22 protein-coding genes are annotated in these 21,991 nt (G+C 65.0%); 15 read left to right on the forward strand and 7 right to left on the reverse strand.

Annotated elements, in window-relative coordinates:
* The first annotated feature begins 174 nt into the window (after positions 1–174).
* On the forward strand, positions 175–948 hold the full coding sequence (locus U1R88_RS13935) for a HugZ family pyridoxamine 5'-phosphate oxidase (RefSeq protein ID WP_322431750.1): 774 nt from the start codon (positions 175–177) through the stop codon (positions 946–948).
* Positions 949–1,235: 287 nt separating this feature from the next.
* Here U1R88_RS13935 and U1R88_RS13940 read toward each other — a convergent pair whose 3' ends face one another.
* A complete protein-coding gene (locus U1R88_RS13940; protein WP_322431751.1) occupies positions 1,236–2,057 on the reverse strand; it encodes an alpha/beta fold hydrolase in 822 nt (273 codons plus the stop codon).
* 128 nt (positions 2,058–2,185) lie between these two features.
* Between U1R88_RS13940 and U1R88_RS13945 the strand changes: the two genes are divergently transcribed.
* Complete coding sequence (locus U1R88_RS13945; protein ID WP_322431752.1) at positions 2,186–3,196, forward strand: GlxA family transcriptional regulator; 1,011 nt, start codon at positions 2,186–2,188, stop codon at positions 3,194–3,196.
* A gap of 118 nt (positions 3,197–3,314) precedes the next feature.
* On the opposite strand, the gene U1R88_RS13950 is transcribed toward U1R88_RS13945, so the two are convergent.
* The 4 genes from U1R88_RS13950 to U1R88_RS13965 all read right to left on the reverse strand — a co-directional run bounded on the left by U1R88_RS13950 (position 3,315) and on the right by U1R88_RS13965 (position 7,576).
* On the reverse strand, positions 3,315–4,556 hold the full coding sequence (locus U1R88_RS13950; RefSeq protein WP_425545423.1) for an MFS transporter: 1,242 nt from the start codon (positions 4,554–4,556) through the stop codon (positions 3,315–3,317).
* Between the two features lie 339 nt (positions 4,557–4,895).
* Positions 4,896–6,254, reverse strand: coding sequence for a hypothetical protein (locus tag U1R88_RS13955; RefSeq protein ID WP_322431753.1), 1,359 nt, complete (start codon positions 6,252–6,254; stop codon positions 4,896–4,898).
* Between the two features lie 164 nt (positions 6,255–6,418).
* Entirely contained in the window at positions 6,419–6,820 is a 402-nt protein-coding gene (locus U1R88_RS13960; RefSeq protein ID WP_322431754.1) for a RidA family protein, read from the reverse strand.
* A gap of 60 nt (positions 6,821–6,880) precedes the next feature.
* On the reverse strand, positions 6,881–7,576 hold the full coding sequence (locus U1R88_RS13965; protein ID WP_322431755.1) for an NUDIX hydrolase: 696 nt from the start codon (positions 7,574–7,576) through the stop codon (positions 6,881–6,883).
* Between the two features lie 352 nt (positions 7,577–7,928).
* On the opposite strand from U1R88_RS13965, the gene U1R88_RS13970 reads away from it, so the two are divergent.
* The 9 genes from U1R88_RS13970 (at position 7,929) to U1R88_RS14010 (ending at position 18,972) form a co-directional block, all read left to right on the forward strand.
* Positions 7,929–8,234, forward strand: a complete 306-nt coding sequence (locus U1R88_RS13970; RefSeq protein ID WP_322431756.1) for a hypothetical protein — start codon at positions 7,929–7,931, stop codon at positions 8,232–8,234.
* A gap of 174 nt (positions 8,235–8,408) precedes the next feature.
* Entirely contained in the window at positions 8,409–9,464 is a 1,056-nt protein-coding gene (locus tag U1R88_RS13975; protein ID WP_322431757.1) for an SPFH domain-containing protein, read from the forward strand.
* Between the two features lie 185 nt (positions 9,465–9,649).
* Positions 9,650–10,540 carry an NAD(+)/NADH kinase gene (locus U1R88_RS13980; RefSeq protein ID WP_322431758.1) on the forward strand — a complete coding sequence of 297 codons (891 nt, stop codon included), beginning with the start codon at positions 9,650–9,652 and terminating at the stop codon, positions 10,538–10,540.
* 172 nt (positions 10,541–10,712) lie between these two features.
* Complete coding sequence (locus U1R88_RS13985; protein WP_322431759.1) at positions 10,713–11,900, forward strand: pyridoxal phosphate-dependent aminotransferase; 1,188 nt, start codon at positions 10,713–10,715, stop codon at positions 11,898–11,900.
* 189 nt (positions 11,901–12,089) lie between these two features.
* Positions 12,090–13,682, forward strand: a complete 1,593-nt coding sequence (locus U1R88_RS13990) for a 5-guanidino-2-oxopentanoate decarboxylase (protein ID WP_322431760.1) — start codon at positions 12,090–12,092, stop codon at positions 13,680–13,682.
* An 84-nt stretch (positions 13,683–13,766) separates the two neighbouring features.
* Entirely contained in the window at positions 13,767–14,945 is a 1,179-nt protein-coding gene (locus U1R88_RS13995) for an acyl-CoA dehydrogenase family protein (RefSeq protein ID WP_322431761.1), read from the forward strand.
* Positions 14,946–15,040: 95 nt separating this feature from the next.
* A complete protein-coding gene (locus U1R88_RS14000; protein ID WP_068294093.1) occupies positions 15,041–15,778 on the forward strand; it encodes an SIS domain-containing protein in 738 nt (245 codons plus the stop codon).
* A 163-nt stretch (positions 15,779–15,941) separates the two neighbouring features.
* Positions 15,942–18,008 (forward strand): acetate--CoA ligase family protein, encoded by a 2,067-nt coding sequence (locus tag U1R88_RS14005; RefSeq protein ID WP_322431762.1) that lies wholly within the window; start codon positions 15,942–15,944, stop codon positions 18,006–18,008.
* 175 nt (positions 18,009–18,183) lie between these two features.
* Positions 18,184–18,972, forward strand: a complete 789-nt coding sequence (locus tag U1R88_RS14010) for an enoyl-CoA hydratase-related protein (RefSeq protein ID WP_068294023.1) — start codon at positions 18,184–18,186, stop codon at positions 18,970–18,972.
* A 149-nt stretch (positions 18,973–19,121) separates the two neighbouring features.
* Here U1R88_RS14010 and U1R88_RS14015 read toward each other — a convergent pair whose 3' ends face one another.
* On the reverse strand, positions 19,122–19,436 hold the full coding sequence (locus U1R88_RS14015) for a type II toxin-antitoxin system RelE/ParE family toxin (protein WP_322431763.1): 315 nt from the start codon (positions 19,434–19,436) through the stop codon (positions 19,122–19,124).
* Positions 19,436–19,690 carry a type II toxin-antitoxin system ParD family antitoxin gene (locus U1R88_RS14020; protein WP_068294017.1) on the reverse strand — a complete coding sequence of 85 codons (255 nt, stop codon included), beginning with the start codon at positions 19,688–19,690 and terminating at the stop codon, positions 19,436–19,438. Before U1R88_RS14020 ends, U1R88_RS14015 begins: the two co-directional genes overlap by 1 nt.
* A gap of 269 nt (positions 19,691–19,959) precedes the next feature.
* Between U1R88_RS14020 and U1R88_RS14025 the strand changes: the two genes are divergently transcribed.
* The 4 genes from U1R88_RS14025 (at position 19,960) to U1R88_RS14040 (ending at position 21,986) form a co-directional block, all read left to right on the forward strand.
* Positions 19,960–20,595, forward strand: a complete 636-nt coding sequence (locus tag U1R88_RS14025) for a TetR/AcrR family transcriptional regulator (protein WP_068294014.1) — start codon at positions 19,960–19,962, stop codon at positions 20,593–20,595.
* Positions 20,592–21,128, forward strand: a complete 537-nt coding sequence (locus U1R88_RS14030; protein WP_322431764.1) for a GFA family protein — start codon at positions 20,592–20,594, stop codon at positions 21,126–21,128. The genes U1R88_RS14025 and U1R88_RS14030 overlap by 4 nt, the downstream gene beginning before the upstream one ends.
* 97 nt (positions 21,129–21,225) lie before the next feature.
* On the forward strand, positions 21,226–21,696 hold the full coding sequence (locus tag U1R88_RS14035) for a hypothetical protein (RefSeq protein WP_322431765.1): 471 nt from the start codon (positions 21,226–21,228) through the stop codon (positions 21,694–21,696).
* A complete protein-coding gene (locus tag U1R88_RS14040) occupies positions 21,693–21,986 on the forward strand; it encodes a type II toxin-antitoxin system RelE/ParE family toxin (RefSeq protein ID WP_322431766.1) in 294 nt (97 codons plus the stop codon). Before U1R88_RS14035 ends, U1R88_RS14040 begins: the two co-directional genes overlap by 4 nt.
* The last annotated feature ends 5 nt before the right edge of the window (positions 21,987–21,991 follow it).

Genomic DNA, 21,991 nt, shown 5'->3' on the forward strand with positions numbered 1-21,991 from the left:
CGCCAAAGGCTATTATGATGGTTTGCGCGGCAAATCACCATACTTGCCTTCGCATTCTACGCCTAAACCGGCGGAAGTGTGACAATTATCGGTTCAAAACGGTACTTCTTGTTGCCAATTGGCGGCAAAACGGCATTTTCAAACTGTTTCCATCCAAACGAGTCTTCTAAAGCGATGTCTTCAAGCGATACCACGCGTTTGCCTGGCCAGCCCGTTCTGGCGAGCCAGCCTGCCGATTTCGAGCCCGTTGCCGAGGGCAAGGCACTGCTCCGGCGCATCCGGGCCGGCGCGCTGGCGACACTTGATTCGAGCGATGGCTCCCCCTTTGCCAGCCTCGTCAATACAGCCACAGATTTCGATGGGGCTCCGCTGCTGCTGCTCTCCCGGCTGGCTGCCCACCGGACCAATCTCGAGAAGGACGCCCGCATTTCCCTGCTGCTGAGCGAAGGCGGCAAGGGCGATCCGCTCGCCCATGCCCGCCTGACGGTGAAAGGCATCGCCGAGATCGTGGAAGGGGAAGAGGCCAGCGCTTGCAAGGCACGCTTCCTTGCGCGTCATCCAAAATCGGCGCTCTACGCCGATTTTCCCGATTTCAGCTTCTTTCGCGTGACGGTGAGTGGAGGCCACCTCAATGGCGGCTTTGCACGCGCCGCCCTGCTGTCGGCGGAGGAACTCCTTACCGACGTCAAGGACGCGGAAGCCCTGCGCATGGCGGAAGCCGGGGCGATCGAGCATATGAACGCGGACCACGCCGATGCCGTCAGGCTCTATGCCACCAAATTGCTCGGCGGCCGTGACGGGCCGTGGCGCATCAGCGGCATCGATCCCGAGGGCCTGGATCTCACCTTCGCCGACGACACGCTGCGCCTCGTCTTCGACAAGCCGGTCCTCGACGCCACGGCGCTGCGGCTGACGCTGGTGCACCTGGCCGAGAAGGCGCGAGGCTGAAAGGTATTCCGGCCAGGACGGATAAAGCGCGGGAATCCTTCCCCGACTTCGGGGAAGGTGTCGCCGCGCAGCGGTGACGGAAGGGGGAGCGTGACGGCAGCCGGCGAGATGGCGAGATTGCACCACTCACCCCCACCCGACCTCGCTGTGCTCGGCCACCCTCCCCGAAGTCGGGGAGGGATATCTGCGCTTTATTTGGTTAGCGTCGGGATGTGCAAATGCCATTGCCTGCGGCGGGAGAAGGGAAGTATGCGCCCTTCTGATCAAGGTGAGTCCGTCGCCTTATCTCACCCCTTGATGAAGGCGAGCAGGTCGGTGTTGAACTGGTCCTGCTGCGTCAAGGTCAGGCCATGCGAGCCGCCCGGATAGACCTTGAGCGTGGCGTTGGGGATCAGCTTGACCGACTGATGGGCGGAAGCGCCGATCGGCACGATCTGGTCGTCGTCGCCATGGATGATCAGGGTCGGCACGTCGATCTTCTTCAGGTCCTCGGTAAAGTCGGTTTCCGAGAATTGCTTGATGCAGTCGAGCTGGCCCTTGAGGCCGCCCAGCATGCCCTGCAGCCAGAAGGATTCTCGCGCGCCTTCGGAAACCTGGGCGCCCGGACGGTTGTAGCCGTAGAAGGGAAGGGTCAGGTCCTTGTAGAACTGCGAGCGGTTGTCGAAGGTGCCCTTGCGGATGCCGTCGAAGACTTCGAGCGGCAGGCCACCCGGATTGACGTCGGTCTTCAGCATCAAGGGCGGTACGGCGCCGACCAGGACGGCCTTGGCGACGTGCTTGGTGCCGTGGCGGCCGAGATAGCGGGTGACTTCGCCGCCACCCGTGGAGTGGCCGACGAGCACGGCATCCTTCAGGTTCAGTTCCTCGATCAGTTCGGCGAGATCGTCGGCATACTGGTCCATATGGTTGCCGTCCCAGGTCTGGGTGGAGCGGCCATGGCTGCGGCGATCATGGGCGATCACCCGGTAGCCATGCTGCCCGAGGAACACCATCTGGGCATCCCAGGCATCGGCGCTCAGGGGCCAGCCATGCGAGAAGACCACGGGCTGCCCGCTGCCGAAATCGCGATAGAAGATCTGGGTGCCGTCTTCGGTGGTGATTGTGCTCATCGTTGGTCTCCTGCTGGGTTGAAATGCGGGGCGCCTCGAAACGTGGCAGCCTTGTAAAATATTGAATACCGCGCCATGGGCGTGATACGGATTGGCGAAACTGACATTGTTCGGGGCAAAACTGACAAATGGTGATCGGCAGTACCCTACCTGAAATCGGCTTGCTGCTGTATCCCGGCGTGCGCACGGCGGCCGTCTACGGCATGGTCGATCTCTTCGATGCCGCCAACGACATTGCGCGGCGCAGGGCCGACGATGACAGCATCGGCATTCGTATCTCCCAGTGGAAGATCGCCGCGGGCGGCGGCATCGAATGCGTGGCAGACAGCCATGCTCCGGCGCCCCACAAGCCGGTGGCGATCGTCGCCTTGCCGGGGCTTGGCGATCTGCCGTCCCATGCCGTTTCCGCTCCTTTTGCAGCCTGGTTGCGTCAGCGCCATGATGAGGGCGCCATGCTGTGCTCGGTCTGCGCCGGTGCCTTCCTGCTCGCCGAAACCGGCCTGCTGGCCGGACGGCTGGTCACCACGCATTGGAGCTTCGCCCAGGCTCTTTCCCAGCGCTTTCCCGATATCCTGATCGATACCGCCAAGATGATCGTCGACGATGGCGATATCATTACAGCCGGCGGCATCATGGCCTGGACAGACCTTGGCCTGACGCTGGTGGACAGGGTGCTGGGGCAGGAAGTGATGCTGGAGACGGCGCGTTTCCTGCTGGTCGACCCACCGGGGCGGGAGCAGCGCTATTACTCGAATTTCACTCCCAATCTGCGCCATGGCGATGAGGCCGTGCTCAAGGTGCAGCGCTGGCTGCAGGACCAGGAGGAGGCGGCGGAGGATATGCGTCCGGTTTCCCTGGCCGCGATGGCCGACAGGGCCGGCCTGGAGGAACGCACCTTCCTGCGCCGCTTCCACAAGGCGACAGGCCTGAAGCCGACCGAATATTTCCAGCATATCCGCGTCAGCAGGGCCCGTTCCCTGCTGGAAACCACCAACCGCAATGTCGACCAGATCGCCTGGTCGGTCGGCTATGAGGATCCGGCCGCCTTCCGCAAGGTGTTTGCCAAGCTGATGGGGCTGTCGCCGCGCGACTATCGGCGTCGTTTCGGAGCCGGGCAGGCGATCGGGGCAGCAGCCTAAAGCGTTTTGCGATTAGACGGAATCATCTCGAATCGCAAAGACGCGTCGAACCAAAGAGCGAGAGCAAAACAGCGTTTCCGTCTAAACGCGCTTTGCTCTAGGCGGGCTCCTGTCGCTCCTAACCCGCGACGGCGGCGGCTTCGGGCTCGCGCCTGTCGGCCCGCTCCAGGGCCCAGGACACCAGGAAGACCACGAGACCGGCCATAGCCAGGAGGGCACCCACCCAGCCGGTCGAGGCCCAGCCGAAGCCGGCTGCGACGGCGACACCGCCGAGCCAGGCGCCGAGGGCATTGGCGATGTTGAAGGCCGAATGGTTGAGCGCGGCCGCGAGCGTCTGGGCGTCGCCGGCCACGTCCATCAGTCGGGTCTGGATGGCCGGGCAGATGGCGAAGTTGCAGCCGATCAGGAAGACGCAGAGCGAGATCATCCAGGGATTGGATGCGGTGAGGCCGTAGAGCGCCATCACCACGATCACCCAGACCAGCATGCCGCCGATGGTGGCCATCAGCGCGCGATCCGCCAGCCAGGAGCCGGCGATATTGCCGACATTCATGCCGATGCCGAACAGCACCAGCGCCACCGGCACGAAAGCGGGCGAGAAGCCGCTGAGCTGGGTGAGGGTGGAGGCGACATAGGTGTAGACGGCGAACATGCCGCCCAGGCCGATGGCCGGGATCGCCAGGGTCAGCCAGACCTGCTTGCGCTTGAGGGCGCCGAGTTCGCGCAGGGGGCTGGCGCCAGGCTGGACCTTGTCGAGCGGCATGAAGGCCAGGATCAGCACCGCGGTAAGGGCGCCGATGGCGCCGACGGTCGCGAAGGCCAGGCGCCAGCCCAGGACCTGGCCGAGCCAGGTGGCGAGGGGGGAACCGACCAGCGTCGCGAGCGTGATTCCCATCATCACGCGCCCGACGGCCTGGGCCCGTCGATTGGGCTCGGCCATGCCGGCGGCGACCAAAAAGGAGACGCCGAAATAGGCGCCATGCGGCAGGCCTGCGAGGAAGCGGAAGCCGATCAACTGGTAATAGCCGCCCGCCAGGGCACTGGCGGCATTGGCGGCGGCGAACACCACCATCAGCCAGAGCAGCAAAGTGCGGCGCGCCATCCGCGCTGAGAGGACGGCGATCACCGGCGCGCCGACGACCACGCCGAGCGCATAGGCGCTGATCATGTGGCCGGCTTGCGGCTCGGTGACCAAAAGACCGTTGGCGACGTTGGGCAGGATGCCCATCGAGGCGAATTCGCCGGCGCCGACACCGAACGCACCGACGGCAAGGGCGAATTCGATCCAGGCGGCGCGATGGCGATGGGAGGGGCTGTCGGCGTTGAGGTCGGCGAGGGAGGCGGCGGCCGGATGGGTCACGGGCGGGCTTTCGGGCAAGGGACGCGAAACAAACGAAATGAGAAAGCCGGCGGCAGGGAACCGCAGGCAGGCAATGGCTTGAATCAGCGATTTGGGAACGATCTATTGCAGCGCAATATCGCTGGCGGCGGGGAAAATGTAAATCGGTTTACGTCTGCATTTCGGCATGGCTCGGGGCGGAGCTATGCCTGGGAAACGGACGTCTCGTCCGCTCATGGAAATGCGGCGGTTCAGAGTTGTGGCGTCCGGCTGCAGGCGCCTCTGTCCGGAGTTCCCCGCGGGATCGGCCAAGCGCGTCCTTTCCAAGGCCGGGCAAGGCTGCGCGCGACCCTGATGCGGCTAGTAGGGCTTGGCTGCCACATAGCCATAATAGTTCATCAGGAAGTCATCCAGCGTGAGCGCTCCGCTCAGGGGCACCTCGCGATAGCCGTCGCCCCAGGTGTAGATGTGGAACGTGACCTCGCCATTCTCCAACTTCATCTCGGATTGCAGCACGACCCAGTGATCGTCGCGAATGTCGGAGCTCTGGGTCTGATGGCCGTCGACCATGTTGGAGCCGATGAGCAGGACGACATGGTAGCCCGCCGCGAGCAGGCGGTTCGCTTCCTTCATGTTGTCGGTGTCGCGCTGGTGGCGGAAGAAGTTCGCATCTTCCCGCACATCCGTGTAGCCGGCCTGGTCGAACCAGTAGGCCAGCTCCATCGGCGTCGTCACGCCCGAGAACTCGCCACCCGTCGAATCGTAGTGGATGACCCAGTCATTGGAATTACGGATGCTGGCCAGCGCCAGCCAGTCGACCGGCGCAATGTCGGAGGATGAGGGGGCGGCATGGCGCAGATCGGCTTTCGGCTTTATCGGAAGTCTGTAGAGCACGCCCTCGCCCTTGTCGTACATGTCGCAGGCGAAGGCGGCATAGGTTCCTGGGCGGTCGCGCAGGACATTGAAGACCAGCGCGGCCGGCCCGCACAGATTTGTCTGGTTCTGGTCGAGCGTGCCCGGATAGGCGACGCGGATGATGATGCCGATGCCGACTTCGTCCCGGTCGAGGTTGGGCCATTGGCCGCGGCCGAGCTTGCGCATGAAGTCGCAGGCGCGGCCAACGGCATAGCTGCGCTGGACCGAGGAGACGTCGAACGGCCATTTTTCGATCATCTTGCCGGCCTGGCTGACGAAGTTCTCCAGCATCGTCTTCGAGCGCGGCATGATGGTGTTGGACTTCTCGCTGATCATCTTCAGGTCCGCGAGTTCGTTCTGTGTCACGCGGCCATCCTGCATGGTGGCGCGCAGGATTTCGACGACCTCGACATGGTTGAGGTGGCGATCCTCCTGCAGGGCTGCGCGCAGCGCCTTCGGCACCGATTTGCTCTGGAACACGCCCCAAGGTCCGGTGGGAGCGGCAGCTGGTGCCGGTGAGGGGCGCGCCGCGAGTTCCTCCAGCTTGGCGATGGCCACGCCCGTGGGTTCGATAAAGCCCGTCTGGTGCGCGGGAAAATGTTTCTTCTGGAACGTCAGGATGGCGCTGCACAGCGCATCGCTGGCGATGCCGCCGACGACACGGCCTGCAATGCCTGCCTCCGCTCCGCCGTCATTCCTGGGAATGAGGTTGAGGAGGGCGGTGACGATCTGCTGGTCTTCGACCCAGTTCTGGCACTGAGCGCCGGTCGAGGCGTGGCGACCTATGCGCGCACGAAGGGGCATGGCGATCCTCCTCTTCGCGATTGTCAGTGTTTTCTCGCGATCGGTACTGTCTCGGATGGCCTGACCTTAATGATGCCCGGCGTTTTGAGTATCCACCTAATAGGGGAGATGCGTGGTCGGAGGGGGCGGCCACGCGTTCTTCCCGCCGGAGTGCGATGACGCTCTCAGGCCTTTTCCTCCGGCAGCACCGCGATGGCGTCAATCTCGACCAGGACGCCCGGCTGGAATAGGGAGGCGACACCGATCAGGGAACTTGCCGGCTTGTGCTGCTCGCCGATCCAGCGATTGCGCACCTCACGGATGATCGGCAGCTGGCTGGGATCGTAGTCCTGCACATAGATCGTAACCCGGGCCACTGCGCTGAAATCGGTGCCGGCCGCCTTGAGGGTGGCGAGGAGATTGGCGAAGACCCGGTCCAGCTGCGAGGCAAGATCGTCGCCGACCAGCTTGCCCGCCTCGTCATAGGGGACATGGCCCGACAGCAGCAGTAGCCGGCCGCTTTCGACCAGCATGGCCTGCGAAATGCCGGGAATGGTGGCGTTGGGTGGATTGATCGGACGCAGCATGGGTATCTCCTTGGTCTTTCGGCCATTCTTGCAGACCATGATGACAGCATCTCGGTGCCTTCACACCGTCCTGTCGAACTCCGTCAGCACCTGCCTCGCCAGGCGATAGAGCTGCGCCGGGCGCTTGCGTTCGGCGGTGGCCGTGGCCTTGGCGTCGACTTCCTCGAGGATCTGCATTTCCATCAGCTTGCGGCGGAAGGCGCTGTCATTGAGCGGTGTCCCCAGAACCTGCTCATAGACGGCCTTGAGCTCGGGCAGGGTGAACTGCTCGCCGAGCAGGAAAGCGGGCAGAGTGGAATAGCTGGCCTTCGAGCGCAACCGGTCCAGGGCAGCAGCGATCAGCCTGTCATGGTCGAAGGGCAGAGGTGGGCATCGCTCCGGAGCGATGCGCTCGAAAGGGGGGGCGCCGGCCGCCTCGGCGGCGGCCAGCCGCTCCTCCGGCACCAAGGCGAGATAGACGATGGCGATCGACCAGCCACGCGGGTCGCGATCCGGGCCGCCGAAGCTGCGCACCTGTTCGAGATAGAGGCCGTCGAGCCTTGCCTTGGCGGCCAGGATGCGCCGCGCCGAGGCTTCGATGTCCACATCCTCCTCCGGCCTGACATAGCCGCCGATCAAGGCGAGCTCGCCGGAATGGGGATCGTATTCGCGCCGTTGTAGGCAGAGCCGCAGGCCATCCTCGGTCAAGGTGACCAGGACGATGTCGACCGTGGCGATCGGGCGCTGTTCAGGCCCGGCAGGGGGAGCGGAGGGCATTTCGGCATCCATTCGCTAGCGCGTTTTGCGATTTGGCGGAATCGCCAAGAGTCGCAGAGACGTGTCGAACCAAAGAGTTAGAGCAAAATAGCGTTTCCGGCTAAACGGACTTTGCTCTAAGGGGCAACGGTGAAATCTGAAGCCGCTCCTCGCCCGCGCCGCCAATTCCATCAGGTCGCCATAGCACAGCCGGATGTCGAGGCAAGATCAAGGCGCAAAGTGCAATTTGTGATTTTATTGACTGGGGAGCAGGCCTGTTGGCGGTGCGTTCCCGTCACGGCGTGTTCGCGCGGGAACTGACCGGTGCCGCGATCCGTGGTGAAACGGCATCCGACCCGGAGCGGAGGAAGACATGCGTTCGTTTTTGTCGTCTGCCTTGCTGGCCGTCCTCGTCGCTAGCTGCACGGCGCCGCAACCCACGGCCGTCATCAAGCCCTTTACCGGCCATGTGCCGAGAATACCCGGCAATTACGAAGCGGCGGCCCGATTGCCGGAGCCCCCGCGACCGGAGCCGGCGCCACCTTCCTCCTCGAGCAGTTCCTTCGATCAGACAGGGAACTCGGTCGACGAGAATTATTGTGCCGGGGTCGTCACGCCCACGCACAGCTCCTACCGCTGGTGCAACGAGCACGGCTATCTGACCAAGGATAGGCGGTAGAGACGCCTGGCCTCCCTCGTTCCTGGGCGGTGCTGGCGTGCCCCAACCGCGTGCGTGTGCGGTCTGCCACACTTCCGATATTGCGTTCTATAAAAATACAAAATGCAATTTGTAAATTGTATTTTTATAGAGTAGAAGCGAGCCAGTCGATCTCGACCAACCCAGGAGCCAGCCATGGCCACCATTCGCCGCTATCCCTTCCTCAGCCATGCCCGCGTCGAGGCTTCCTCCTTCCTCGGCGTCTACCGGCGGGGCCGCCTCGCCCGGTCGGGCAGGGGCCAGGCCGTGTGGTTCTCGACCCAGGGCAGCACCTCGCTGGTGGAGGTGCCGGCCGACGACCGCAACCACATCGTCGCCGTCACCGGGCGCACTGCCGACTTCCAGGCGGTAAGCGTGCAGGGACTGGCGAGCTGGCGGGCCCAGGAGCCCGCATTGCTGGCCGAGCGCATCGACTTCTCCGTCGACCTGCGCACCGGCTCCTATCGTGCCGATCCCGTAACCCAGGTCGAGAACCTGATCGACGGGCTGGTGAAGACGGCGGTCGAGCGTTTCCTCTCCGCCCGCAGCATCGGCGCCGTCCTGGCCGAAGGCGTCGGCGCCCTGCTGGCGGAGGTAGAGCGGGATCTCGCCGCCACTGGATCGCTGGCGGCGATCGGCATCGCGCTCACCGGCATTCACCTGTCGGACCTGACGCCCTCGCCCGATCTGGTGCGGGCCCTGCGCCAGCCGACGGCGGAGAAGCTGCAGCAGGCCGCCGACGAGGCGACCTTCGCCCGCCGGGCCGCCGCCGTGGAGAAGGAAGCGGCGATCGCCGAGAACGAAACCAAGGCGAAAATCCGTCTGGAAGAGGAGCGGGGCCGGCTGTTCGAGCGTGAACGCGAGAACGAACTCGCCCAGGCGCGCACGGCCGCCGACAAGAACAGGGTGGCGGCCGAGGGTGAGGCGACGGCCCGCGAGCTGACGGCTCGCAGCCAGGCGGTGACGCGCGGCGTCGCCTCGGAGGCGGAAGCGGAGGCGATCCGCCGGCTCGACGAGGCCAGGCTCGCCGGTGAGCGTGTCCGCGCCGAGATCGCCAACACCCTGCCGGTGCTGATCCCGGTGGCGGAGGCGCTGAAGGATGCCTTCGCCAATGCCAGGGTCGGCACGCTCAATCTCGGCCCCGACGTGCTGGCCCAGCTCGGCAGCGTGCTTGGCGCGGCTCTGGCCAAGGGCGAGAAGCAGGCGGGGTGAGCGGCATTTTTTGCCTTCTCCCCTTGTGGGAGAAGGTGCCTCGTAGGGGCGGATGAGGGGTGGAGGCGCCGAGCCGGCAAGGTCACGTTTCTCCCCTCATCCCCCTGCCGGGACCTCTAGTCAACTCAAGAGAGTTGACGACACCCGCAAGGGGAGAAGAAAGCCTCAATCATTCGGAGCCCGCCATGTCCCTTCTCGCTCCCCGCGTCATCCTGGTCCGGCGGGAGACCGATCTCGATCGCATCCGGGCGAGCTACACCAGCGCCGCCGCTGCACGCTTCGTACTGGAGCGCAAGGGCCTGACGCTGGAAGCGGTGGAGGATACACATCGGCGTTTCACCGAGGCGCTGCATCGCATACGGGCCGCCATCCCGGCGGACTGGCGCCAGGCCACCATCCTGAGGGCCGATGTCGAACGCTTCGTCTTCGGCCCGGAAGATGTCGTGCTGGCGGTCGGCCAGGACGGACTGGTCGCCAATGTCGCCAAATATCTCGATGGCCAGGTCGTCATCGGCATCGATCCCTTTCCGGGAACGAATGCCGGTGCCCTCGTGCGGTTCAGGGTCGGTGATGCCGGTGAGGCGCTAAGGGAGGCGGTGAAGGGCAGCATCCGCGTGGAGGAGCGCGTGATGGCGGAAGCGCGCCTCGACCAGGGCGAGCGGCTGCTCGCCCTCAACGAGATCTTCGTGGGTCATGCCAGCCACCAGTCGGCGCGCTACACATTGTCCTGCGGCGGGCAAAGCGAACGCCAGTCCTCCTCCGGCCTGATCGTCGCTACGGGGACCGGTGCGACCGGCTGGGCCGCCTCGATCCTCAAGGCCACCCATGCCAGCCTGAACCTCTCGCCGGTGCAGCCTCGTCTCGGCTTCCTGGTGAGGGAGGCCTGGCCGAGCCCGGCTACCGGCACCGAACTGGTACGGGGGCTGGTGGAGGATGCTCCTGTCGTGGTGACCTCCGAAATGGACGGCGGCACCATCTTCGCCGACGGCATCGAAAGCGACCATCTCGCCTTCGACTGGGGCCGCCGCGTCGAGATCGCGCCATCGGCAAGGCGGCTGAGGCTGGCCGTGCCGTGAGCCTTCGCGGCCGGTCCTTGGGGCAAGACGTCGCGGGGGTTACGCCGGATCGCGCGCCATGGTATCGGCTTGCACATCTCATTCGGTGTTATCAGCCGAGCTTCGGCAGGCCTCGATGCGTCTCCTCCCCGTAACACCGACATCCCGGGAGGCCAGTTCTTAGGAGTGTACCGTGCGCTTTGCTTCCGTGACCGATCGTCTTTCCGATTTGGGGGCGGCGAAATGGGCTGTGCATTTCGAATCTCGCCGCCGTGTCGCGGCCGGCGAGCCGATCATCGAGCTCACCATCGGGGAGCCCGATACGCCGGCGCCGCAGCGCTTGATCGACACAGCCATCGCCAGCCTCCAGGCGCGCCGCATCCGTTATTCGGGCGGGCGTGGCGAGCCCTCCGTGCTGCAGGCGATCGCTGCCAAATATTCCATGCGCACCGGCCGCACCATCACCACCGACAACACCGCCTATATGCCCGGCACCCAGACCGCCCTCTATGCCGCCCTCGCCGCCCTGGCCGAGGCGGGCAACGAAGTGCTGGTCGGCGATCCGCTCTATGCCACCTATGAAGGCGTGATCCGCGCCAGCGGCGCCGACATCGTGCTGGTGCCGCTCGACCCCGCCAATAACTTCCATCTGCGTGCCGAGGACCTGGAAGCCCGCATCACGCCGCGTTCGCGCGTCCTGCTGCTCAATTCCCCGCACAATCCGACCGGTGCCACGCTGTCGCGCGACGAGATCGCCGCTATCGTCGACGTCTGCCGGCGCCATGACCTGTGGATCGTCTCGGACGAGGTCTATGAGATGCTGTCCTATGGCGCGCCCTTCGCCTCGCCCTTCGACTTGGCCGAGGGAGCCGAGCGTACCGTGGTGGTGTCCTCGCTTTCCAAGTCGCACATGCTGCCGGGCATGCGTGCCGGCTGGTGCGTCGGGCCGGTGGAATTCATCGAGCGCCTGCTGCCGCTGTCGGAGATGATGCTGTTCGGTGGCCAGCCCTTCATCCAGGACATGGCCGCCTATGCCCTGAGCGAAACCTTCGCCGAATGCGCCGAGAGCGCCGAGAGCTTCCGCGTGCGGGCCGAGATTCTGCCCGAGATGCTCGCCAATGCGCCGGGCCTGCGTTGCCCGAAGCCCGAAGGCGGCATGTTCGCCATGGTCGACGTCTCCGGCACCGGCATCGACGGCGAGGCCTTCGCCTGGCGCTTGCTCGAAGAGGAAAAGGTGGCCGTCATGCCCGGCGTTTCCTTCGGCCAGCAGGCGGCGGGGCATGTGCGCGTTGCCCTCAGCTCCGATGCTTCGCAGCTGCGCGAGGCCGCCAGCCGCATGGTCAGCCTGGCCATCCGGCTCAGCCAGGGCAAGGCTGCCTGAGGCAAGATTTTCCTTCTCCCCTTGCGGGAGAAGGTGTCCCGAAGGGACGGATGAGGGTCTTGCAACGCCAACCGAACATGGCGTGTCACCCCTCATCCCCCTGCCGGGACCTTCTCCCGCAAGGGGAGGAGGGACTATTTTCGGCAAGACTATGCCAATCCAATAACAAACCACATTCCCGGGGAAACCATGGCCGACCATCCTCATCTCGGTACGCTCATTCCGCAATTGCTGGTCGAACGCGGCATCGACACGGTGTTCGGCATTCCCGGCGTGCATACGGTCGAGCTCTATCGCGGCATTCCGGGTTCGGGGCTCACCCATGTCACGCCGCGCCATGAGCAGGGCGCCGGCTTCATGGCGGACGGCTATGCTCGCGCGACCGGCAAGCCCGCCGCCTGCTTCATCGTCACCGGCCCGGGCCTTCTCAACATCGCCACTGCCATGGGGCAGGCCCTGGCCGACAGCATCCCGATGCTGGTGATCACCACGCTCAACCCCCGCCAGACCCTCGGCCGCGGCGAGGGGCATCTCCACGAATTGCGCGGCCAGTCCGTCGTCGGCCGCGAGGTGTCCGCCCTCGCCTTGACGATCTGGACCGTCGACCAGCTCATTCCCGCCTTCGACGAGGCCTTCGCCTTCCTGGCCTCCTCGCGCCCCGGCCCGGTGCTGATCGAAATCCCGATCGACCTGCTGTCGGAGCCCTTCCCGGGCCCCGTCACCAGCATGCGCAAACCGGCTGGGCCGCCGGTGCCGCGCGCCGATGACGTCGAAGCGGCCGCGGCCTTGATCGCCAAGGCAAGGAAGCCGCTGGTGATCGCCGGCGGCGGTGCGGTTGCCGGTGCCGAGGCGGTTCGCGGGCTGATCGAGAAACTGGGAGCTGCCACGCTGCTCACCGCCAATGCCAAGGGCATCCTGCCGGCCGGGCACAAGCTGCTGGCCGGCGGCTGCATGCTCACCCCCTCGCTGCATCGGGCGATCGGCGAGGCCGATCTCGTGCTGGCGCTCGGCACCGAGCTCGGTGAAACCGAATTCTGGTACGAGCTCGACGGGCTGAAGCTCAATGGCGAGGTGATCCGCGTCGACATCGATCCGCGCCAACTGCATCGCAATGCCCGCCCGTCGCTGCCGGTGGTGGGCGATGCCGGCCGTTTTGCCGCCGCCCTGGCGCCGCTGGTGAAGACGATCGAGGGTGGGGCTGCCTATGCTAGGCAGTTGCAGGCCGCGCGTCTCGAGGGGGCCGATCCGCGCTATGTCCGGCATCGCCCGCTGCTCGACGCGATCTGGCAGGTGCTGCCGGAGGCCGTCGTCGCGGCCGATTCCACCGCAGCCAGCTATGGTGGCAACTTCATGGCCGAGCCGCCCGCGGCCCGGCGCTGGATGAGCGCGGCCACCGGCTTCGGCACGCTCGGCTATGCCTTGCCGGCCGCCATCGGTGCCAAGGTCGGCCGTCCCAAGGTGCCTGTGGTCTGCATCATCGGCGATGGCGGCTTCCAGTTCACCTTGCCCGAGCTTGCCAGCGCGGCCGACGCCGGCGCCCCGGTCATCGTGCTGCTCTGGAACGACCAGCGCTATGGCGAGATCGAGGAATATATGGTCCGCAACCAGATCGCACCGCTCGGCGTGCGACTGCAGGCGACCGATTTCGCCGCCGCCGCCAAGGCCTTCGGCGCCAGGCATGTCGCGGCTCGCTCCCTCGGCGAGGTCAAGGAAGCCCTGCTCGCGGCCGCGAGCGCGCCCGTGACCACGATCATCGAGATGGACGCGTCGCAATACGCCTGATCCATGTCGTGATCGGCATGATTGGCGCTATGAAAAGACTAGAAAGGGCGCCGATCGAATTCCGTTGTACCGAGGGGAAGCGCCATGCAGTTCGCATTGACCGAAGAGCAGGACATGCTGGTCGAAACGGTGCGCCGTTTCGTCGAGGAGGAGCTCTATCCGCATGAGGCGCTGGTCGAGCGCACCGACGAAGTGCCCGACGACCTCGCCGCCGAGATCAAGAAGAAGGCGATGGAGCTCGGGCTCTACGCCGCCAACATGCCGGTGGAGCTCGGCGGCGGCGGCCTCGATGCCGTCGGCATCGCTTTGCTGGAACGCGAACTCGGCCGGGCCAATTACGGCCTGCAGATGGTGGTGGCCCGCCCCTCCAACATCCTCCAGGGCTGTCGGGGCGCCCAGCGCGAGCGTTGGCTGCTGCCGGCGATCCGCGGCGAGCGCGTCGACTGCCTGGCCATGACCGAGCCAGGCGCCGGTTCCGACGTGCGCTCGATGACGACCAAGGCCGTCCGCAGACACGATGCCAAGCTGGGCGACAGCTATGTCATCAACGGCCAGAAGCACTTCATCAGCCATGCCGACAAGGCCGATTTCATCATCCTGTTCGCCGTCACCGGCACGGAAGAAACCAAGCGCGGCCCGCGCAACCAGATCTCCGGCTTCCTGGTCGACAAGGACACGCCCGGCCTGACCATCCGCCCTGGCCCGCACGCCCTGTCGCATCGCGGCTACCACAATTGCGAGCTCTATTTCGACGACTGCGTCATCCCGGCCGACCAGCTGCTTGGCGAGGAAGGCAAGGGCTTCGACCTGATGAGCGAATGGCTCGGTGCCACCCGACTTACCGTCGCCGCCACCTCCGTCGGTCGGGCGCGCCGGGTGATGGACGAGACCTTGGCCTGGGCCGGCCAGCGCAAGCAGTTCGGCCAGTCGATCTCGCAGTTCCAGGGCATCTCCTTCCCACTTGCCGATCTCGCGGTGGAGCTGGAGGCCGCCGACCTCCTGACGCTCCGGGCCGCCTGGCTGCTCGACCAGGGCAAGGCCACCGATGCCGATTTCGCCATGGCCAAGCTGGCGGCCTCCGAGATGCTCGGCAAGCTCACCGACAGGGCCATCCAGACCTTCGGCGGCATGGGCCTGATGGACACCCTGCCGATCGCCGGCTGGTGGAAGGATGCCAGGGTCGAGCGCATTTGGGACGGTACCAGCGAAATCCAGCGCCTGATCATCGCGCGGCAGATGCTGCGCCCGCATGAGGGGCGCTGAGGCGGGCGAAAAAGGCGGCGCTTGGCGGGAGCATCATGATCGTGCAGGAAGGAACGGCTCTCCCGCATGCAGCAGCCAGTTCCCGGAAGATTGCCATGACCGAAATACCGACCGCCGCCGCCTATCTCGCCGATCTCACCCGGCGCATCGGGGCCCTGTTCTGGGCCAATGCCGATGCCATTGCCGCCGCGGCAGCGGCCGTCGAGCGGACGGCTCGGCAGGACGGCTTGGTCTATGTCTTCGGCACCGGCCACAGCCATATGCTGGCCGAGGAGGCGCATTACCGCGCCGGTGGCCTCGCTTTGACCGTGCCGATCCTGTCGGCGGTGACCATGCTGCATGACGGCTCGGTGGCCAGCACGGCCTTCGAGCGCATCCCGGGCATGATCGCCCCCGTGCTGGCGCGCTATCCGATCGGGGCTGGGGACGTGCTGTTCATCGCCTCCAACAGCGGTGTCAATGCCGCCATCATCGAGGCGGCGGAGATCGGCAAGGCCACCGGCGCCACCGTCATTGCCGTCACCTCCGTCGAGTATTCGAGCCAGGCGGCGCAGGGTCGGCCCCGGCTTGCAGACCTGGCCGATGTCGTGCTCGACAATGGCGCTCCGCCCGGCGATGCCGTGATGGCGCTGCCGGACAGCGAATTGCGCACGGGCCCGGTGTCGACCTCGATCGGCGCGGCCCTGCTCAATGCGGTCTTCGCGGAAGCGGCTGCGCGTCTGCAGGCCGAGGGCGGCAATGCCCCGATCTATCGCAGCGCCAACATGCCCGGCGCCAAGGAGATCAATGCCGGGCTGGTTGCGCGGTATCGGCCGCGCAACCCGCATCTTTGAGACCGTCATCCATGAGGGCGGTCCATGACAGAATTTTTACACGAAGCGGCGTCAATCTACATGAGCAGATTGACGCCGGTCCCGTGCTCGTCAACCTTGTAGCAACGCCTCCTCCCTAGGGTGCGAGGTTTCCCGCCTGCTTTGTCTCCATAGGTCCTACCGCATGTCCGTCGTCGATGGCCTCCGCCGCCTGCTCAAACCCCGCCACATTGCCGTCGCGGGGGGGCGATTGGCCTCCGTGATCATCCGTGAATGCGACCGCATCGGCTATGCCGGTCCGATCTGGCCGATCCATCCCGAGAAGACCGAAATCGCCGGACACAAGGCCTACCGGACCGTCGCCGATCTGCCGGAGGCGCCCGATGCGGTTTTCGTGGCGACGCCGCGCGAGCCCACGATCGACATCGTCGCAGCCCTTGCCGAGCGTGGCGCCGGTGCGGCCGTCTGCTACGCCGCCGGTTTCGCCGAGGTCGGCGAAGAGGGAGCCGCCCTGCAGAAGAGGCTTGTCGAGCTCGCCAAGGGCATGCCGATCGTCGGCCCCAATTGCTATGGCGTACTCAATTTGCTCGACGGTTGCGTGCTCTGGCCCGATACCCATGGCGCCGAGCGGGTGGAGAAGGGTGTCGCCATCATCACCCAGTCCGGCAACATCGCCCTCAACATGACGATGCAGCGGCGCGCGCTGCCCATCGCCTATGTCATCGCCGTCGGCAACAAGGCGATCGGCGACCATGGCGACTATATCGAGGCACTGCTGGCGGATGAGCGCGTTACGGCCATCGGCCTGCATGTGGAATCGATCGACGACGTCGCCCTGTTTTCCCAGGCGGCGATCAAGGCGCTGGAAAAGGGCGTGCCCCTGGTCGTGCTGAAGACCGGGCGCTCGGAGATCGGCTCCGAGATCGCCATGAGCCACACCTCCTCGCTTGCCGGCGCCGATGCGCTCTACAATGCCTTGTTCGCCCGCTACGGCGTGGCGCGGGTGGTCGATGTCCCGGCCTTCGTCGAGACGCTGAAGCTCATGCACCTGTTCGGCGGCCTGCCGGGCAAGCGCATCTCCTCGATGAGCTGTTCGGGCGGCGAGGCGGCCCTGATCGCCGACCTTGCGGCCGACCGGGATCTGGAGTTCGCACCGATCCCGCCGGAGAACGCCGCACGCCTGCAGGAATTGCTCACCGACAAGGTGCATGTCTCCAATCCGCTCGATTACCACACCTATATCTGGGGCAATGAGCCGGCCAACGAGGCTGTTTTCACCGAGATGCTGAACTCGGGCTTTGACCTCAACCTCCTGGTGCTGGACCAGCCGCGCACCGATCGCGGCCTGGTACCGGATGGCGGCTTTGCCGCCGCCCGCGCGGCGATCACCCGTGCCGCCGCGGCCTCGGGAGCCCGGGCCGCCGTGGTGTCCTCGCTGCCCGAGAACATGCAGGAGGATGATGCCAAGGCCCTGCTCGCCGATGGCGTACTGCCGATGCAAGGCATGGGCGATGCGCTCACCGCGATCACCCACGGCGTCGAGTTCACTGCGGCACGCGCAGGCTGGGAAAAGCTCGTCCCGCTGCGCAAGGTCGCGCGCATCGATGTCGGCAAGGCACGCCTGCTCAGCGAATATGAATCCAAGCATCTGCTCGGCCGCCACGGCCTGGAACTGCCTCCGAGCCGCATCGCCGGCACGATCGAGGCCGCCTCGACGGCTGCCGCTCTCGGCTTTCCGGTGGCGATCAAGATCCACAGCGACAAGATTGCTCATAAATCGGATGTCGGCGGCGTCAAGCTCGGCCTGCGCTCGCGGGCCGACGTGACCGACGCCGTCGCCTCCATGTCGCATCTGGGTGATCGCTTCCTGGTCGAACGCATGGTGGAGGGGGCCGTCGCCGAACTCATCGTCGGTGTGGTGCGGGATCCCCAGTTTGGCCCGACGCTCACCATCGGGGCCGGCGGTGTGCTGGTTGAGATGCTCAAGGACGCAGCCGTGATGCTGCTGCCCGTCACCGCCGAGGAGATCCGCGAAAAGCTGATGAGCCTGCGTGTGGCCCGCCTGCTGGAAGGCTTCCGCGGCAAGCCGCGTGGCGACATCCGCGGCACCATCAAAGCCATCCTCGCCATTGCCGATTTCGCCGAGCGCCATGCCGACCGGCTGGTCGAACTCGACGTCAATCCGCTTTTCGTCTTGCCCGAGGGGCGCGGGGCCGTCGCCGCCGACGCGCTGGTGCGCATGCTGGATTAATTGTGGTGTCGCCATCGGGATTGACCCGCTGATATTATCGTCATTGCGAGCGGAGCGAAGCAATCCAGGGCTTCCCATCGAGAGATGGATTGCTTCGCTCCGCTCGCAATGACGGCAAGGATTGATTGCTGGGCGAGCACGGGCTTGCCTGTGTGGCCTGTTTCAGGAGATTGCCATGTCCGAATCCGTCAAGCTCGAACGCCGCGGCGCGGTGCTGGAGGTCACGCTGGATCGCCCCAAGGCGAATGCCATCGATCTTGCCACCTCCAAGGCACTGCATGCCGCCTTCCGCACTTTGCAGGACGATCCGGATCTGCGGGTCGCCATCCTCACCGGCGCCGGCGAGCGCATCTTCTCGGCCGGCTGGGACCTGAAGGCGGCCGCCTCCGGTGCCGAAGAGCCGGATACTGATTTCGGACCGGGCGGCTTTGCCGGCCTGACCGCCTTCTGGGAACTGACCAAGCCGGTGATTGCTGCGGTCAACGGCGTCGCCATCGCCGGTGGCTGTGAGTTGGCGCTGGCCGCCGACCTGATGGTGGTGGCCGACCACGCCGAATTCGCCCTCTCGGAAGTGACGGTCGGGCTCGTCGCCGATGCCGGCGGCATCCAGCGCCTGCCGCGCCGCATCCCACTCGCCATCGCCAGCGAGTTGCTGCTCACCGGGCGCCGCTTTACGGCTCGGGAAGCCCATGGTTGGGGCCTTGCCAACCGCGTCGTGCCGATGGCCGATCTGATGGCCACGGCGCGGGAACTGGCCGACACCATCGCGGCCAACGCGCCGCTTTCGATCGCCGCGGTCAAGGCCATCCTCGCCGCCACTGAAGGCATGGGCGTGCGCGAAGCCTATGAGCATGTCTATGCCGGCAAGGTGCCTGAGCACCGGGCCATGCAGCTTTCCGAGGATTCTCGCGAAGGCGCCAGGGCCTTTGTCGAAAAGCGCGCGCCGGTCTGGAAGGGGCGGTGATCGGGAGGCCGGTCTTTCAGACCAGCCTGGAAGCGCTGTATGTGCCAGAATTGGCGGGTGTGAAGACCCGCCCCTATAGCGTTTTGCGATTTAAGATGGCTCCGTCAAATCGCAAAATGTTGCAGGCGTTGGCGCCGATTTGTCATCGGTCAGTCTTCTTGCGACTTGATATCTGACCTGTCTCCGGCCCAGTCTTCGTGTCCATGCCGGATGCGGATAATAAGAATATCGCTGTTATCCTCGACCCTGTAGACAACGAGATGCGCCTTGAAGGGGTGAATGCGCACCGGCGGCGAAATCTCGTGGCGTTCGCGCGCCATGCGAGGATTTGCCGCGATCAGGTCGAAGATCGCGAACAATTCGTCATGATATCGCTTGGCCTGCACGGTTCCGAACAGACGCAGGCCTTCCTCGGCAATGCCGAGGATGTCTTCTTCCGCCGCGAAGGATAGGCGGAAGCCCATTATTTCTTGCCGCGAGAGGCTTCAGTCCGCGCCTTCGCCACTGCGAAAAGCTCATCCTTCGAGCGAGAACCGATATCGCTCTTCAAGCCGTCATCGACAAATTGCTGCATCGCGGCAATTTTGTCGTTACGCTCCTGATCTTTCCTGATCAGGTCGCGAACGTAGTCGCTGGCGTTCGCGTATCGGCCTGTCCTTGTTTGCGCCTCGACCCAATCTTTCATGGGGTCAGGCAGGGATACGTTCATCGTTGCCATATCTGCCTCCATGCCTTCAGCACGGCATAAATTGGCAAACATTGTCAAAAATCGCAACAGAATCTTATAGAGATGTCGAGCGCGGCGAACAGAAAATGCCTCATATGTGAGGGGTTGCACCGCCCTGTCTGGATTTCAGACCTCAATACTTTGAATGGGGTTTCGGGTCTGCATGAAGCCGCCGCATCCGTCGGGAGGCAGGAGCCGACTGGAAACCAGCGGCTATCACGGTCACTTGACACATACCAACCATTTGGTATGTATGTCGCATGTCGAGACCCACCAAGCAATCGCCCGAACGCGGCCATGCTCGCAACCGCCTCCTGGAGGCGGCAAGGGACGTCATCCGCGCCAAGGGCTTCGCCGCCACCTCGGTCGATGACATCTGCCGCGCGGCGGATGTCACCAAGGGCGCCTTCTTTCACCATTTCGGCAGCAAGGAGGCCCTGGGCGTCGCGGCCGCCGAATATTGGGAGGAGACGACCGCCGGCTTCTTCCAGGCGGCGCCTTATCACGCCCCGGCAGATCCTTTGGAGCGGGTTCTCGCTTATGTCGCCTTCCGCAAGGCGATCATCATCGGCGAGCTTCCGGAATTCACCTGCCTGGTCGGCACCATGGCACAGGAAGTCTACGCGACCGCGCCCGATATTCGCGATGCCTGCGGGCACAGCATCCTCGGCCATGCGGCTACGCTGGAGGCCGATATCGAGGCGGCGCGGCGCGAGCGCGGCATCGCTGGCGACTGGACGGCCGAAAGCCTGGCGCGGCACACGCAGGCCGTCATCCAGGGCGGCTTCGTGCTGGCCAAGGCGGGCAACGATCCCGGGCTGGCGCGGGAAAGCCTCGATCACCTCGACCGATATATCCGGCATCTGTTTCATCTCAGCGGGGAGCACACGCAATGAGCGGGACCATGACGATCGGCTGCAACTGTGGACGGGCACGCCTGGAAATCAGGGGGGCGCCGATCCTGGTATCGGAATGCCTGTGCAATTCCTGCCGGGCCGCCGCGGGGCGCCTGGCGAAGCTTCCCGGCGCCAGGTCGATGCTGACCTGCCACGAGGCCACGCCCAGCGCCGAATACCGCAAGGATCGCGTGAAAATCCTGTCCGGCGCCGAGTATCTGAGCGAATTCCGGCTTTCCGACAAGGCCGGCTCACGCCGCGTCGTCGCCACCTGCTGCAACACGCCCGTCTTCCTGGAAATGAAGGGCGCCCATTGGCTCAGCCTTTATTCGCATCTGTGGCCGGAAGAGGCGAGGCCGAAGCCGCAGATGCGCACGATGGTCGGCGACCTCACCGACGCATCCCGCCTGCCTAATGACATTCCCAATCTGAAGACCCACACGATTTCCTTCTACGCCAAGCTGCTTGGCGCCTGGATCGCCATGGGCTTCCGCGTGCCGAAGCTGAACATCGCGACGAAGATCGAGGCCTGACGAGCGGTATCGATAGCGGGACCGTTCCGAGCCGGGATTGCCTGATATCCGGAAGTTTATATAATAAGCTTCCGGATTTATTGGGTATAGATTCGACATGAGCAAACCGGCTAAGGTGCCCGAGATCATCGACAGCAAGGCTGTGAAGTCCCTGGTGGAAGCCAGGGCCTTGCGCGGAGCGACGGTGCTGGGACAGCCGGGTGGCTGGGCGGTATTGGTGCGCTATGGCGATGCCGAGCGGGCCGTGGCGGGGCAGAAATCGCGCCGGATGCGGCTGTGGCGCCATGCGGACAGCGCCATCACCTTCGTGCGCACCGAACTCGGCATGGACCGTTTCGACGTCGATGCGCATCACCATCGCGTCGATGCCAATGAGCGCCGCCGCCCGGATGCCTCGGAGCGCATGCTCCAACAGCAGGAGGCCGTCGCGCATGATCGCTGGTTTCGGGCCGAGGTCCAAGAGGCCCTGGACGGCATGGCCGAGGGGACCAACCCGCGAGTCGCTGCCGATAAAGTGACGAAACGTCTCGGAGCCCTGCGCTACCGCCTCGTTGCCAAGAAGTCTTGAGCGATGAAGATCATTGGCGCGAGAGTGCCCTCGCCGATGTCGAGCGGGCAATCACCCATATAGGGCTCGACAGCCCGAGAAATGCGGTGGAGCAATTGGGCCGTATCGAGCACCGCGTGCAGGATCTGATCGACCACCCGCATATGGGTCGGGTCGGGCGGATTGCGGGAACGCGGGAACTCGTGGTGCCCCGAACACCCTTTGTGATCGTCTATAGCGCGGTTGAGGATGTGGAACTGATCCGCGTCCTGCATGGCGCCCAGCAATGGCCGCCGCCTGTGGAATCCTGATGTTC

Origin of the sequence: Labrys sedimenti (assembly GCF_034424805.1) — a bacterium.
Classification (GTDB): Bacteria; Pseudomonadota; Alphaproteobacteria; order Rhizobiales; family Labraceae; genus Labrys; species Labrys sedimenti.

Coding starts and splice junctions, on each gene's coding strand:
- U1R88_RS13945 (WP_322431752.1), top strand. CDS start 2,186: ATGGTGATCGGCAGTACCCTACCTGAAATCGGCTTGCTGCTGTATCCC.
- U1R88_RS14020 (WP_068294017.1), bottom strand. CDS start 19,690: ATGGCAACGATGAACGTATCCCTGCCTGACCCCATGAAAGATTGGGTC.
- U1R88_RS14025 (WP_068294014.1), top strand. CDS start 19,960: ATGTCGAGACCCACCAAGCAATCGCCCGAACGCGGCCATGCTCGCAAC.
- U1R88_RS14015 (WP_322431763.1), bottom strand. CDS start 19,436: ATGGGCTTCCGCCTATCCTTCGCGGCGGAAGAAGACATCCTCGGCATT.
- U1R88_RS13955 (WP_322431753.1), bottom strand. CDS start 6,254: ATGCCCCTTCGTGCGCGCATAGGTCGCCACGCCTCGACCGGCGCTCAG.
- U1R88_RS13975 (WP_322431757.1), top strand. CDS start 8,409: ATGGCCACCATTCGCCGCTATCCCTTCCTCAGCCATGCCCGCGTCGAG.
- U1R88_RS13960 (WP_322431754.1), bottom strand. CDS start 6,820: ATGCTGCGTCCGATCAATCCACCCAACGCCACCATTCCCGGCATTTCG.
- U1R88_RS13980 (WP_322431758.1), top strand. CDS start 9,650: ATGTCCCTTCTCGCTCCCCGCGTCATCCTGGTCCGGCGGGAGACCGAT.
- U1R88_RS13935 (WP_322431750.1), top strand. CDS start 175: ATGTCTTCAAGCGATACCACGCGTTTGCCTGGCCAGCCCGTTCTGGCG.
- U1R88_RS13995 (WP_322431761.1), top strand. CDS start 13,767: ATGCAGTTCGCATTGACCGAAGAGCAGGACATGCTGGTCGAAACGGTG.
- U1R88_RS13990 (WP_322431760.1), top strand. CDS start 12,090: ATGGCCGACCATCCTCATCTCGGTACGCTCATTCCGCAATTGCTGGTC.
- U1R88_RS14010 (WP_068294023.1), top strand. CDS start 18,184: ATGTCCGAATCCGTCAAGCTCGAACGCCGCGGCGCGGTGCTGGAGGTC.
- U1R88_RS14005 (WP_322431762.1), top strand. CDS start 15,942: ATGTCCGTCGTCGATGGCCTCCGCCGCCTGCTCAAACCCCGCCACATT.
- U1R88_RS14000 (WP_068294093.1), top strand. CDS start 15,041: ATGACCGAAATACCGACCGCCGCCGCCTATCTCGCCGATCTCACCCGG.
- U1R88_RS14035 (WP_322431765.1), top strand. CDS start 21,226: ATGAGCAAACCGGCTAAGGTGCCCGAGATCATCGACAGCAAGGCTGTG.
- U1R88_RS13970 (WP_322431756.1), top strand. CDS start 7,929: ATGCGTTCGTTTTTGTCGTCTGCCTTGCTGGCCGTCCTCGTCGCTAGC.
- U1R88_RS14030 (WP_322431764.1), top strand. CDS start 20,592: ATGAGCGGGACCATGACGATCGGCTGCAACTGTGGACGGGCACGCCTG.
- U1R88_RS13940 (WP_322431751.1), bottom strand. CDS start 2,057: ATGAGCACAATCACCACCGAAGACGGCACCCAGATCTTCTATCGCGAT.
- U1R88_RS13965 (WP_322431755.1), bottom strand. CDS start 7,576: ATGCCCTCCGCTCCCCCTGCCGGGCCTGAACAGCGCCCGATCGCCACG.